General features: G+C 67.5%; 14 protein-coding genes and 1 tRNA gene. 8 read left to right on the plus strand and 7 right to left on the minus strand.

What is annotated here, in order from left to right:
* The first annotated feature begins 2 nt into the window (after positions 1–2).
* On the plus strand, positions 3–2,663 hold the full coding sequence (locus tag D7W81_RS03315; RefSeq protein ID WP_120553846.1) for a GAF domain-containing protein: 2,661 nt from the start codon (positions 3–5) through the stop codon (positions 2,661–2,663).
* A gap of 25 nt (positions 2,664–2,688) precedes the next feature.
* Here D7W81_RS03315 and D7W81_RS03320 read toward each other — a convergent pair whose 3' ends face one another.
* A complete protein-coding gene (locus tag D7W81_RS03320; RefSeq protein WP_120553847.1) occupies positions 2,689–4,278 on the minus strand; it encodes an MBL fold metallo-hydrolase in 1,590 nt (529 codons plus the stop codon).
* Positions 4,279–4,535: 257 nt separating this feature from the next.
* Between D7W81_RS03320 and D7W81_RS03325 the strand changes: the two genes are divergently transcribed.
* The 5 genes from D7W81_RS03325 to D7W81_RS03345 all read left to right on the plus strand — a co-directional run bounded on the left by D7W81_RS03325 (position 4,536) and on the right by D7W81_RS03345 (position 6,902).
* A tRNA-Arg gene (locus D7W81_RS03325) sits at positions 4,536–4,609 on the plus strand.
* Between the two features lie 144 nt (positions 4,610–4,753).
* On the plus strand, positions 4,754–5,674 hold the full coding sequence (locus D7W81_RS03330; protein ID WP_120553848.1) for a DUF2381 family protein: 921 nt from the start codon (positions 4,754–4,756) through the stop codon (positions 5,672–5,674).
* Between the two features lie 11 nt (positions 5,675–5,685).
* On the plus strand, positions 5,686–6,186 hold the full coding sequence (locus D7W81_RS03335) for a hypothetical protein (protein WP_120553849.1): 501 nt from the start codon (positions 5,686–5,688) through the stop codon (positions 6,184–6,186).
* Between the two features lie 66 nt (positions 6,187–6,252).
* Positions 6,253–6,564, plus strand: coding sequence for a phage tail tape measure C-terminal domain-containing protein (locus D7W81_RS03340; protein ID WP_120553850.1), 312 nt, complete (start codon positions 6,253–6,255; stop codon positions 6,562–6,564).
* Positions 6,537–6,902, plus strand: coding sequence for a hypothetical protein (locus tag D7W81_RS03345; protein WP_120553851.1), 366 nt, complete (start codon positions 6,537–6,539; stop codon positions 6,900–6,902). Before D7W81_RS03340 ends, D7W81_RS03345 begins: the two co-directional genes overlap by 28 nt.
* A 27-nt stretch (positions 6,903–6,929) precedes the next feature.
* On the opposite strand, the gene D7W81_RS03350 is transcribed toward D7W81_RS03345, so the two are convergent.
* The 5 genes from D7W81_RS03350 to D7W81_RS03365 form a co-directional block, all read right to left on the minus strand.
* A complete protein-coding gene (locus D7W81_RS03350; protein ID WP_167508028.1) occupies positions 6,930–7,385 on the minus strand; it encodes an SMI1/KNR4 family protein in 456 nt (151 codons plus the stop codon).
* A gap of 16 nt (positions 7,386–7,401) precedes the next feature.
* A complete protein-coding gene (locus D7W81_RS43260) occupies positions 7,402–7,803 on the minus strand; it encodes a hypothetical protein (RefSeq protein ID WP_244226936.1) in 402 nt (133 codons plus the stop codon).
* A 333-nt stretch (positions 7,804–8,136) separates the two neighbouring features.
* A complete protein-coding gene (locus D7W81_RS03360; RefSeq protein WP_120553854.1) occupies positions 8,137–8,547 on the minus strand; it encodes a hypothetical protein in 411 nt (136 codons plus the stop codon).
* A 2-nt stretch (positions 8,548–8,549) separates the two neighbouring features.
* Entirely contained in the window at positions 8,550–8,672 is a 123-nt protein-coding gene (locus D7W81_RS44015) for a hypothetical protein (protein ID WP_279637798.1), read from the minus strand.
* Between the two features lie 480 nt (positions 8,673–9,152).
* Positions 9,153–10,235 carry a hypothetical protein gene (locus D7W81_RS03365; RefSeq protein ID WP_120553855.1) on the minus strand — a complete coding sequence of 361 codons (1,083 nt, stop codon included), beginning with the start codon at positions 10,233–10,235 and terminating at the stop codon, positions 9,153–9,155.
* 454 nt (positions 10,236–10,689) lie between these two features.
* Between D7W81_RS03365 and D7W81_RS03375 the strand changes: the two genes are divergently transcribed.
* Positions 10,690–12,414 (plus strand): LVIVD repeat-containing protein, encoded by a 1,725-nt coding sequence (locus D7W81_RS03375; RefSeq protein WP_120553858.1) that lies wholly within the window; start codon positions 10,690–10,692, stop codon positions 12,412–12,414.
* A gap of 14 nt (positions 12,415–12,428) precedes the next feature.
* Positions 12,429–12,716, plus strand: a complete 288-nt coding sequence (locus tag D7W81_RS03380; RefSeq protein ID WP_147445331.1) for a hypothetical protein — start codon at positions 12,429–12,431, stop codon at positions 12,714–12,716.
* Positions 12,717–12,850: 134 nt separating this feature from the next.
* Here the strand turns inward: D7W81_RS03380 and D7W81_RS03385 are convergent.
* The coding region (locus tag D7W81_RS03385) for an APC family permease (protein WP_120553859.1) at positions 12,851–13,331 on the minus strand (481 nt) is incomplete at its 5' end.

Here is a 13,331-nt window from a genome sequence, read left to right on the forward strand (position 1 = left end):
ACATGACGCAGGGTGAACGCTCCGCGCTGGTGATGGCCCCTCCTGGCGCCCCCTTCCTCGCGGGGGAGGGGGAGATGGCGACGCGCATGCGCGAGTTCGACTGGGCCAGCTCCCCGGTCGGTCCGGTGGAGCAGTGGCCGCAGACCCTGCGCACCGCGGTCAGCGTGTGCCTGGCCTCCAGGCACCCCATCGAAATCTGGTGGGGGCCTGAATACGCGCGCCTCTACAACGACGCGTACCGGCCCATCCTCGGAGCGACGAAGCACCCGCAGTTCCTGGGGCGCCCCGGCCGGGAGTGCTGGGGGGAGATCTGGGACGTCATTGGCCCCATGCTCGACAGCGTGCGCGACACGGGCAAGGCGACGTGGTCGGAAGACTTCCCGCTGATGCTGATGCGCAACGGCTACCTGGAGGAGACGTACTTCACGTTCTCCTACGCGCCGCTCTGGAGCGAGGACGGGAGCGTCGGCGGCATCTTCTGCGCCTGCGCGGAGACGACCTCACGCCTCGTGAGCGCGCGCCGGCTGCGGCTGCTGCGCAACCTGGGCGCGCAGACGGCCGCGGCGCCCACGGCCTCGGTCCACGAGGCCTGCGAGCACTCCCTGCGGACGCTCGCCGAGAGCCGCGAGGACGTGTCGTTCGCGCTGCTGTACCTGCTCTCGCCCGACGAGACGGAAGCCCACCTCGCGGCGACGCTGGGAATCGAGGCCGGGGGGCCGGTGAGCCCCCAACGCCTCCGCGTGGAGGAGGGCCCGTGGCCCTTCGCGGAGGCCGCCCGCACGCAGCGGTCCGTCCACGTGGCCAGCACCGGGCACGCCACGCCCTGGCCGGGTGGGGCCTGGCCCGAGCCGTCCCGCGAGGCGGTCGTGCACCCGCTGTTCCGCTCCAGCGAGAACGCGCTCCAGGGCTTCCTCGTGATGGGCGTCAGCCCGCGCCGCGCGCTGGACGCGGCGTACCAGGACTTCTTCGACCTGGCGGCCGGGCACATCGCGACGGCGGTCTCCAACGCGCGGGTCCACGAGGAGACCCGCATCGCCACCCGCCGCGCGCAGCTGGGCGCGGACGTCGGCGCGGCGCTGACCCGCGCCGAGCCGCTGGGCGACCAGCTGCGGCAATGCTGTGAAGCCATCGTGAGGCACGTGGACGCGGCGTTCGCGCGCATCTGGGTGCTCGACCCGGCGCGGAACGTCCTGGTGCTCCATGCGAGCGCGGGCATGTACACGCACCTGGACGGCGCGCACAGCGAGGTGCCCGTGGGGGCGCTCAAGATCGGCGCCATCGCCCAGACGCGTCAGCCGCACCTCACCAACGACGTGCTGAACGACGAGCGCGTGGGCGACAAGGCCTGGGCGGCCCGCGAGGGATTGCGGTCCTTCGCCGGCTACCCGCTCGTCGTGGGCGGGGAGCTGGCGGGCGTGATGGCCCTGTTCTCCCGGAACGTGCTGGACGCGGACGCGCTGCGGTTGATGGCCTCCGTCTCCAACTCCATCGCCGTGGGCGTCGAGCGCAAGCGGGTGGAGGACGCGCGGACCCTGGCGCTGGCCCGGGAGCAGGCGGCGCTCGCCGAGGCCGAGCGGCAGCGCTCCCGGCTGGAGTCGCTCTTCCTTCAGGCTCCCGCGGGCATCTGCGTCCTGCGCGGGAGCGACCACGTCTTCGAGTTCGCCAACCCGCGCTACCTGGAGCTCATCGGGAGCCGCGACATCGTGGGCAAGCCGCTGAAGGACGCGCTGCCCGAGCTGAAGGATGTCGTCGTGCCGCTGCTGGACCGGGTGTACGGCACGGGTGAGCCGTACTTCGGAGACGCGCTCCAGGTGCCGCTGCTGCGCCAGGGCCGGCTGGAGGACTGCTACTTCAACTTCATCTACCAGCCCATCTACGACGCCTCCCGGACGGTGGAAGGCATCGCCGTCATCGCCTTCGAGGTGAGCGAGCAGGTCCGGGCCCGCCAGCGCGCGGAGCGGCTCACGCAGGAGCTGGCGGTCACCAACCAGGACCTCGATCAGTTCGCCTACGTCGCGTCACACGACCTGAAGGCCCCGCTGCGCGGCATCGCGAGCCTGTCGGAGTGGATCGAGGAGGCGCTCACGGACAAGATGGACGGGGAGACGCGCAACCAGATGCGCATGCTGCGCGGGCGCGTGCACCGGCTGGAGGCGCTGATCAACGGCATCCTCAGCTACTCGCGCGTCAGCCGGATCCGCGAGAAGGTGGAAACGGTGAACGTCGGCACGCTCCTCGCGGAGAGCCGGGACCTGCTCGCGCCGCCCCCGGAGGCGAGCATCGTCATCGCGAAGGGGATGCCCACGGTCCAGGCGGAGCGTGCGCCGCTCCAGCAGGTCTTCCTGAACCTGATGAGCAACGCCCTCAAGCACGCGGGGCGGGCGGACGTGCGCATTGAAATCGACTGTGCGGACGCGGGCGCGTTCCACGACTTCACCCTGAAGGACAACGGGCCCGGCATCGACCCGCGCTACCACGAGCGCATCTGGGGCATCTTCCAGACGCTGGAGAGCCGCGACAAGGTCGAGGGCACGGGCATCGGGCTCTCGGTGGTGAAGAAGATCGTCGAGACCCGGGGCGGGCGCGTGGCCGTCGAGTCCGAGCTGGGCTCGGGCGCGACGTTCCACATCTTCTGGCCCAAGCAGCCCCGCGTGCTTCCGTAGCCCGCGGGGGGCCGCGCTCCTCGAGCTACTCGAGGACGCGCTCCATGCTCAGGAAGGGGCGCGCGGCGGCGATGCCGCGGCCCTTGCAGACGTCGATGAACTTGTTCGACTCGATCATCTGGGGCGCGGTCTCGTCGTACTGGAGCACCATCACGTGGCGCAGCCAGGGCTCCTGGCCCATGGCGTAGATGAACACCTCTTTCGGATTGAGGTGGTTGAGGATCTCCGTGGCGCGGGCGCTGTCTGAGCCGTTGAGCCGCCGCGACTGGTCCATCTTGCGCGGCAGGGGCTGGCTGAGCAGCGGGCCGTACATCCAGCTCATCGGGCCGCCCTCGCACTCCATGCCCAGGTAGAGCGCGTCCAGCGGCCCCACCAGCTGCGTCAGGTGCTGGTACATGCGCGGCTCCAGCGCGTTGGAGTCCGCGGCCATCAGCAGCGAACGGCCGGCCAGCCGCACCAGGTGCGCCGTCTTCGCCTGCACGGCCAGGTCGCTGTGCTCACCGATGAAGGGGATGCCCATCAGCGACCCGCCAGGGATGGGAATCTCCTGCAGGTCGTCAATCTCCACGACGTTGCGGAAGCCCGTCCGCTCCAGCACCAGGCGCAGCGACGGGTCCGCCAGCGAGTACGCGTTCGCGCGGGGCACGACGATGGTGCCGATGCGGTGACGCAGCTGGAGCAGCGTCTCCATCATCAGGTGGTCCGCGTGGCCGTGGGTGATGAGGACGTAGTCGATCTTCTCCGGCAGGTCCGCGTGGGTGAAGCGCCGCTGCTCCGTGGGGAACTCGTAGCTGATGACGGGGTCGGTGAGGACGGACACCTCGCGCGTCTCCATCAGCACGCACGCGTGGCCGAAGTAGCGCACGCGCACGCCGGAGCCGGTGTAGGGCTCGGGCTTGCGCGGGGCGGTTTCCGTGAAGAGGTCCGCGAACGCGTCCGCCGCGGAGGCCGGCACGCCCAGCATCTCCGCCACCTGGCCGGGGCTTCCCGGCGTGTGGCGCATGCGGAAGAGGGCGTCGATGCCCTCGTGCCGGAAGGGCACCTGGAGCCACAGGGGCGAGTCGCCCTCCAGGCGCGGGGTGCTGAAGACGTACTTGCGCGCGTCGCCGGTGACGCGCATGAGCGAGATGCTCTGCGCCGATTCCTTGTAGAGGCTGCTGCGGTAGAGCAGGGGCTCCATGATGCGGGCGTTGGCCCGGTGGGCCAGGTCGTACGTGAGCTCCACGTAGCCCCGGAGCATGTCCGGCACCTTGGCGTAGAGCGGCTCCAGCGACTCACCCTTGGAGCTGGCCAGCAGCTGCTCCAGGTCGGACACGGCCTTGGTGTAGGCGAGCATGTCCGCGTTCTCGCGGGTGGTGCGCTCCATCAGCGCCTTCACGTCGTTCACCCGTGACACGGGGTGGTTGATGAAGGGGCCGCCCATGAGCGCCGGGTTCTGGAGCGCGGCCACGTGCACGTCCGGGTTCGCGACGAACGACTGCATCAGCTTCAGGTGCAGGCGGGACATGAACAGCGGCGCGGTGGCGGGGGAGATGAGGTACCACCAGACGTACCACTGGTTGAACAGCGGCTCGATGGCGACATCGGGCTTCAGGTACATCGGGCGGTCGAGCATGGGTGTCGTCTCGCGGGGTGGGGGAGCAAGCGCCCGGGGAGGCCCGGAAGCACGCGTGGCCCGGCCATTTTGATGATTCCCGCCCTGACTTCAAGGTGCCGGATTCCGGCTACGGCCGGCACGGCAATTCCAGACAGGCGCCCGAGGCTGTGTGCTCCCCCGGCGAGGCGTCCGGCGGACGGTGGACAGAGCGTGCCCGGCCGCGCGTCAGACCCGTTGCGCGCGTCAAGTCGCCTGCTATAACGCCCGTCGCCTTCGATCCCGTAGCTCAGTTGGATAGAGCGGCGGTTTCCTAAACCGCAGGCCACAGGTTCGATTCCTGTCGGGGTCACTCGCCCTGCTTCCCAAGTCCGTGGAAGCAGGGCGTTTTTTTTGTCCGTGGGCGTGCAGCGATGGGCGCCGGGGCGGAGTGCCTCTGCCGGGCCACCCTCAGGAGTTGTCTGAGGCGAACCTGCCTTGTTAGGTTGGCCACGAAATGCGAACCCGCCCCCCCTTCCGGACCGCGCTGCTCTGCCTGTTCGTGGCCTCCGCTGCCGTGGCCCGTGACCGCGAACCGGTCGTCCGGCCCCTGCTGCTCTCGGAGCATCCGAGTGACGCCACCCACCGCGTCTATGTGCGGGGGCAGATGGTCACGACGCTGCGGTTCGAGAAGACCGTGGACGCCAGCAAGACGAAGCTGCTCGGGTGGGAGGGGCGCCTCGAACCCTTGGCAGTGGTACGCAACAAGGTCGTTCTGGAGCCCACCCATGATCTCGCTGACGACGAGGGCATTCCCCTGATCGTGACGCTGGTGGATGGGACGGAAGTGGCGTTCCTCCTTCGCCACCCGGGTTGGAGGCAGTCGGACGGTGCGGACCAGCAGGTCGACGTGTTCAGGGATCCAGAGAGCTACGCGAGCATGCACGCGGCGCTGCGTCGCGCGCTCAAGGAGAACTTCGCGCTGACCGAGGAGAACGAGCGCTACCGCAAGGAAGAGACCTCGGAGGACCATGCGCTCGCGGCGCTGCTGGCTTCGGAGGCCATCGCTCAGACACCGTTCAAGCTCGCGGACCGCTTCTCCGGCAAGGACGATGACAGCGAAGTGGATGCCCAGGTGTTCCAGGGCAAGGGAAAGGTCGCGGTCGTCTTCAAGGTCAAGAACACCCACTCCCAAAAACCCTGGAGCCTGAAGTCAGCGCGTCTGGTGACCAAGGACGGCGGCCATGCGCGATCCGTCGCGATTCGCGTCACGACGCGCGAAATCACGCTGGGAAGCTCCGGCGTGGTGGCCGCTGTCGTGGACAGCAGTGCGTTCATGGCCGAAGGCGTGTTGACCAGCCTCTTCCTTGAGATCTACCGCCAGGACGGCTTGAGGCAGGCGTTTGTCCAGCTAGATCCAGCGCTGCTGGCGCGATAGGAGCGCGAGGCATGGCATCCCGCACGTTCACGCTCCTGGGCTGCTCCGTCCTGCTCATGGCGGCACCTGGCTGCCCCGGCACGGCGACGGGCAAGGTGGCCCTGCGTTCCGACGGCACGCCGGGACCGGAGGACTGTCCCGAGGAAGCACGCAAGGCGATGAAGTACCTGCGGCTGTTCGTGGGGGACTCCGCCTGGGTTCAGCTCGACGCGAACCAGTCCCGTGCCTACCCCATCACCCTGTACGCAGGCCCCATCGAAAGCGTCCTCGAAGACAACCTGGGTCCGCTTGACGCACCAGCCCGGCTCTACGGCCGCGTCTGGGCGGATGGGCCACAGGCCGTGATCCGGTACTACGCCGCCCAACCCCTGGATGGGGGAGATCAGGTTCCCATCTGCGCGGTCGCGAGGCTGGGGCTCGGACAACTCCGGAAGCTGCCGGAGTCAAAGCCTGGAACCGCCGTGCTCGGTTCGCCCCGTGCAGGCGTCTACATCGTGAACGAATTCCGGTAGAGCCTTCGAACCCCCGTAGCCTGTGTCTGGGCATGGCATCTCAAGGCCGCGGAGTTCGCGGCGGCGATGAAAACGGAGATTGACCAGCCTGCCAAGCAGCTCAACCCCACGGCGGAACTGCAGAAGCGTCTGGAGATGGTGAAGCAGCTCTTCGCAGACGGGCGCATCACCGCAGAGCAGTACCGGCAAGAGGTGGAGCGCCTCCAGGACCAGCTCCACGGCGGCTTCTCCTACACGAAGGAGATCGTCGGCACGGCCACGCAGCACATGGCGGACGCCTTCGCGAACTTCGTCACCACGGGCCGGCTGGAGTTCTCCGCCCTGGTGGACGGCATCCTGAAGGACCTGGCGTGGTTCGCGTCGGCGGCGCGGACATGAGCGGCACCTACACCTTCATGCTGGGCGGTGCCCACGCGGCCGACGGATCCGTCCGCGCGCAGCAGGCGCACCTGGTGGGCGAGCTCGGGCCGGAGCTCTTCATCTCCTCCAGCTCCGGCCGCATCGTGAAGCTGAAGCAGGCGGACAGCGCAGCGCTGGAGGCGCTGACGCACCGAGGACGCGAGTCGGTGCGGGTGTTGCGGCGAGCCCGGGTGCTGCAATTATTAGCGGCGGGCTGGACGGTCGTGGGCGTGGCCGAGGCGGCGGGTACTCGGCGCCGCTCCGGCGGCGTCTTCGTCTTGTCGTGGGTCGGCACGGCGCGGACATCGCACGCATGAGGGATGCGCGCCATGCGCGACCAGTGCTCACTCGCTTAACCAGAAGGCTCGGCCCCGACTTCGAAGGGCCTTCTCCAGGAACTCCCCGAAGCTCGACGCTATGCGTGGCGTCTCGCCCGGGTACGTCTCATGGAAGGCGTCAAGCAGCGGGTAGCTGTCATTCTCACGTCTGGCCACGTCCACGATGACGAAGTCGGTGTCCTGCATGTCCACCAGCGTGAAGTGGGATGCGGGACCTGCGCTGTCCTGGTCTCGTCCCCGGATGGCGACACGAGCCCGCTGAATCTCGTCCAGCGGCAAGATGCCGTACTTTGGATTCGGCATCGGCGAGAAGAGCCCTCCGCCGTTGGAGCGCAGGTAGAAGGCGCGCATCTCCGCGTCCAGCTGCCATCCCATGCGTGCCTCGAAGGCGGCGATCTGCTGGGCGCTCGCAGGAGGATTCGGATGGTGGTGCCGGAAGAACTCGGCCAACAGGTTGTCCATGAGCACGAGCGCGTCCTCAGTCCACGTACGGACGCGCGGGCCCGGGCGTCAGCCATTTTCCGCCAGGCGCGTAGCAGGCGGGGTACTCGTCGTTGAACGTCTGGTGGATGTCGGCCGGGACGGGGATGATGTTGCCCGGAGCCACTGGAGGGCCGCCGTGGCCCAGGTCGAAGATGTGGTGCCCGGGGAAGTTCTTACCTGCGCTCGTCGTGGGCCACGCGCCGAACTCGGAGGCCCACTCGTCGCGAAACCGGTCCCTGGCGTTGGACCACTGGTCTCGAAGGCGTTGCGTGTTGCTGATCTTTGGGTAGTCGCAGCAGCAGTGGGTGATGGCAAGGCGGCCCCCTGCTTCCGCGGGCATGAAGAGGTAGCGCCCCTGCCAGTCCCCCTTGATGTCGGCCAGCCAGATGCAGCCCATGAGGGGAAGTCCCTGAGCCGAGCACTTCCGCTCGCAGCGGGACAGGAACGCGGCGCTGCACTGCCAGGGCCCGTAGTAAATGGTCGTCCGGAGTTGGCCCCCGTCCGGCGTGGTGAAGACCGGGCTGACCCACTTCGCGCGCGCTGGAGAGCCTCCCCCGCTGACGGTGGCCGAGCCGCACCCGGCGAGGGCGAGAAGCGCGGCAACACCCGCGGCACGATGGGGAGGGAGGACGGCTGGCACGGTTCAACATGCCAGCACGGCAAACCGAGGAAGTGAAGTCACAGCTGCGAGCGCAGCCTGTTGGGTCGGATGCGCGGGACGACCGGGGAGCTACTCCTTCTCCGGATGGACACTGCCGTCCGGGTCGACAACGAAGCGCAGCGCGCCCGACGCTTCGCCGGAGACGCTGATGCTGTAGAGCCGTCCGCTCTCCAGGGGCTGTGGGGACTGCACCGTCTCGAAGCCCTCCGGCGCTTCGCCGTAGACGACGCGGCGTCCGCGCGTCCCGTCAAAGGAGAGGGCGCGCACGTGCCACACCTGCGTCCCATCCTCGGCCAGGACGCGGATGACGTCGTACCGCGGCGGACCGCCGTCCTGGGACGGCTCGTCGATGAGGAAGGCAGGGCCCGGCAGGTGCTCGTTGCTGGATGCGAGCGTCACCTCCAGGGGCGGCTGGCAGGCGGTGAGGAGCGCCACCTGGAGGACGACGAGCGCGAGCGGCAGGACTCGGTGGAGGCGCATGGTCACGGTGCTCCCTGGCCGGCGCGGAGGGACTTCTTCGCGGCCTCGAACTGCTCGGTGTAGTGCTTGCCGCCGAGTTCGAACGGCGCCGGAGGCGTTTCGAAGCAGCCCTGGCCGTACGCCATTCAACGGGTGTGAGTGAGCCGTCCCTACTCGCACTTCCACTCAGTACGGCTCGCACTTCCACTCAGTACGAGTCGTACCACTGGCCCAGAAGAAGCAAGTAGAGCCTACCGGCTTGCAATCTTGACCGTCCGGGTTGACGGGGGGCCAGCATTCATTGGGAGGGCACAACGTGGTGCAATAACCGACCCGCTGCCAGAGCCCCTCATCGGCAAAGGAGCTGTCAGCGCGCGCATTCGTGGCGAGGTGCCGATCGACTGACGCAGAAGCGTTCTCATCGGCTCCACACCCCGAGGTGATGAGAGAAACCGACAACGCAAAGAGGAGCGGAAGCATGGGGTGGGTTGTTCTTTTGTGCATGGTGCTCTCACTTTCAAATTCAAATGTGAATCGTTCACACGAGACGGTCCGTTTTATTGGACTTTGCGTTTGAGTGTACCGTCTTGGCGAGGTCGGTTGTGAGTGGAATGTCTGCGGACGTCCTATGGTTCCGCGTTCATCGACGCGCCCATCAGGAACTGCATCTGCGCCTGCATCATCAGCATTCCCTGCTGGGAGAGGGTCGTTCCCGAGGGCAGCTTCATCATCAGGATCTCCATGTAATAGTCGGAGCAGGCCTTGGAGTTCACGGCCCGGCAGAACGGCATGACGACGTCCTGGAAGATGGCGAGGATGATCTCGTCGATGGTCGTGCCCAGGCGCTGCAACATCTCCGCAGCGCGTGCCGCGAGCGCCTCCTCATCCTCATCCTCGTCCCGCGCCTGGATTCCCTGCTGCCGTCCCAATGACTCCACCGCGAAGAGATACAGGTTGTACGCCAGCCCCATGGTCGTCCCGTAGCCGGTTCCCAGCTCCGAGAACCGGGCCATGATCTCCGAGAACGTCAGCGACGCGTTGTAGCCATAGTGTCCGCCAATCTTCCGGGAGACCATCGCGTTGAGCAGCTTCCGCATGCTGAGGTGCTCGAGCCCCGCTCCTCCGTTGATGTATTGGGTGTATGCGACCTGAGCCCCCGCCCTCGTCCGGGTCGTGGGGTTCTGTCCCCGCGTCACGAAGTCGAGCACATGCGTGTACTCGTGGACCATCAAGCTCAGAAACTCCTGGGCGGAGCGGAGGACATACCTTCCCTTGCGCGTGCGGTAACCCGCGTTCAGCACGACCTCCTTGTCCGTGATGTTGTAATGGCCTTCGGCGTCGTTGCGCGAACGGCGGCCCTTCACGGTGATGCGAACCCGCTTGACGGCCTCCGGATGGTTCTGGAGCGTCGTGTGGATGAGGGCGAGATAGGCCTTGAGCGCGGAGAACTCGGGCTTGTTCACCAGGTCGTTGATGAGCAGCAACATCCGCACCACGTCGGCCCGGGCCTTGGCGTCCTGGATCTCCCCCACGGGAATGCTGAGCTCCCTGTTCTTGAGGATCGTCGTGAAGAGCTTCGGGTTGAACTCCTCGCTGCTCGAGCGCGTGCGCCGTGCCTGGAGATACTGATTCCGGCCGATGGCCTCGCGATGAGGTGTGGCATTGTCGGAGAGCCGCTGGTGCTTTGAATTGAACTTGGGCGGGGGCATTGGGTGTATTGAACAGCGCAAACCCGGTTTTCGCGACACCGCGCAGGGTCTGGTGCCTCTCGGGTGTCCCAGCAAGTCCTTTCAATTCATGACGCGCTTCAGGCGTTCAACGAACTCCCTGGCTGGCGGGGCGATGGTCAAAGCCGCCTGCCGTCCTTGATCCTTCACGCCACCAACCCGGGCGACACGCTCTCGTATGCCTGGAGTGCCACCGCAGGCGCCTTCTCTTCGCCCTCCGCTACCGCCACCTCGTGGACGGCGGTAGATGCCGGGCAGTCCTGGCCGCGCGCAGCCCTCACCTCCGCTCTGCTCCCATCTGTTACCCCCAACAGCGCTCCTGTCATTCCCATACTCCCCTGGCGCCCCGGTCGCTTCAACCGATGGTTGTCTGGGGCAAGTACTTTCCGGGGCCCCTGGAAAATCCAGGCATTGATTGGTTATGGATTTCCATTCCATGCCCATTCCCTCCCGTTGGCTGTGGCTCGCCGCCTCCCTGGTCCTGGGTGGCTGTTCCTCCTCCTCCAGCAATGACGCCGGGACGCCGCCGCCTCCCGTGGACAGCGGCACGCCAGACGCGGGGCCTCCCGACGCGGGCACCGATGACGCGGGCGTTCCCGACGCGGGCGAGGTCTGGGACGGCGGCGCGGAGGCGCTGGTGGACCCGGGGGACGTGGTGGAGCGCGAGCCGTACTCGGACTGCACCTTCATGCCAGAAACAGGCACCACTCCCGCTTCGTGCTCGGACCTGGCCCTGTTCGACCGGTCCATGTGCCCATCCGGTGCGCTCGACGACCTGGAGGCTTCGGGCGCGTACGAGGTGCGCATGCTGTCCACCAACACTCCCCTTCAAACCAACTTCACGCTGCGGCTGCCTTCGGATGGTGGCGTCGGCGCGAGCGATGGCAAGCCACTGCTCTTCCAGGACGTGGGGCACGGGGAGTTCTTCTTCGGGACCCAGGTCCAGCAAAGGTTTCCCACTCCCTCCTTCCGGAACCGCATCTTCGCCGGCTGCACGCGGCCGGAGCCTGACCGCGTCAACGGTTGCTACGCGTGGTGCAATCCCGAGGGACGGGTGACGTCCAAGGGCAGCTTCACGGCGATGCGCCACGGATGGGGACGGGGCGAGGTGGAGGCCTCGGGCCTGAAGCTCGTCTCCGAGTCCGCCGTCCCACTGGCCTTCCCTGTGGACATCTACGTCACGAAGGGCCACGCGTACGTGGTGGCCATTGGCGACAACACCGGGGACGGAGGCCTGGCTGTCTATGACGTGAAGGACCCCGCCCACCCGGTGCTCAAGAAGCGCATCCAGCTGGAGGGGGACACCTACTGGAATGGCGCCTGGGCGAAGGATGACGCGCTCTACATCGCCAGCGGCAACTCCGGCGTCATCGTCTACGACATCACGAACCCGGCGGATCCGCAGTACGTGCGCGCGCTGCCCGGCGGCGCCCTCAACGTGCACACCGTGCACGTGCGCGGAGACCGGCTCTACGGCATGGCGCCGTCGTCCTCCAGCCAGACGCTCATGTTCGACGTGAGCTCGGCGCTTACGCCGCAGCTGCTGGAGCGCATCTCGATTCCGGACGAGAGCTTTGGAGGCGTGCACGACGCCTTCGCGTACGGCGACAACCTCTACGTCAACCACACCACCGAGGGCTACATCGCCTTCGACGTGAGTGACCCGATGCGCGTCCGGGAGCTGGGGCGCTACGCCTACGGCGACTCGTTCAGCCACGCGAACGCGGTGGGTACCTTCGCGGGCCGCACCATCGCGTTCGAGGGCGGCGAGGGGTTGAACGCGCACCTGCGCGTGCTGGACGTCACCGACCCCGCGAACATGCGGCTCATCGGCCAGTACGCGCTGCGCCCCGAGTACTCCATCCACAACATGGTGCTGGTGGGCACGAAGCTCTACATCGCGTACTACCAGGAGGGTGTGCGCGTGCTGGACGTGTCCGTGCCGCCCCGGCCGCGCGAGGTGGCGTACTTCAACACGTACCAGGACACCCCGCCGGCCTGGACGGGCTCCGAGTTCTTCTCGAGCGCCATTGGCATCCGCGTGCCCGGGGACGGGTTCATCTACGTGGTGGACGCGAACCGGGGCCTGCTCATCCTTCAAGAGTCCTCACCCTCAACAGTCTATACTCATGCAATCCATGGCATCCTTCATGGACCATGAAGACGGGAGGGCATATGCGAGGATTTGTCGTCGCGATGATGAGCGCTGGGATGCTGATGGGGTGCGGTGGTGTCGAAGCCGAGCAGGAGGGGCCCGAAGTCGAGGAGCCGCGGGACACGACGCAGCTCAAGGCCTGCAGTCAGCGCTACCTCATCGAGTACTACTCGGACTCCACCCAGACCCAGTTGGTGGGCACGGAGCGGTGCTATTGCAATGACATCAGGCCCACCACGACGGGCACGAGCGTGGGCTACAGGGTCGTCGTCTACCGGTACGAATGTTTCGGCGCTGGCGGACGCTGACCCAGGGACTTGAAGGACTGCCGTAGCGGAAGCTCGCGCTCCCCGGCGCCGTGAACCGGGGGGCTCAGCGCGTCAACGACGCGCCAGCGAATCGGAGTGGGCTGAACCCCCGAGGGACCGAGCGACATCCCGCGCTATCCGAGCGCCGCCTTCCCATCCGGCTTGCGCTGGAACCTGTAGAGCACGAAGCCCACCGCGAGCGCGATGGCCCCGGCGACGAGGTTCTCCCGCTCCGCGCTCAGCGCGAAGACGACGCACAGTGAGGCGGCGGCGAGGGGAATCACGGGCCCACCCGGGATGCGGAACGCGTTCGCGGGCGCCTGGAGCTTGCGGCGCAGCACGGGCACCGCCAGGGCCGTGCCGAAGTACGTGGCGAGCCGGGCCACCACGGAGAGCGTGGCGAGCACCTCGAACGAACCGGAGAACGCCAGGGGCAGCGCGATGGCCGTCTGCGTGAGGATGGCGACCGTCGGCGTGCGGTAGCGCGGATGCAGCGTGGCGAGCGCCGCGGGGCCAAAGCCGTCCTGAGCCAGCGCGTACAGGTAGCGCGGCCCGGCGAGCACGGTGTTGCTGTTGGTCCCCAGGATGGACAGCACCCCGCCCACCGTCATCAGG

Source organism: Corallococcus aberystwythensis (assembly GCF_003612165.1).
Taxonomy (GTDB): Bacteria; Myxococcota; Myxococcia; order Myxococcales; family Myxococcaceae; genus Corallococcus; species Corallococcus aberystwythensis.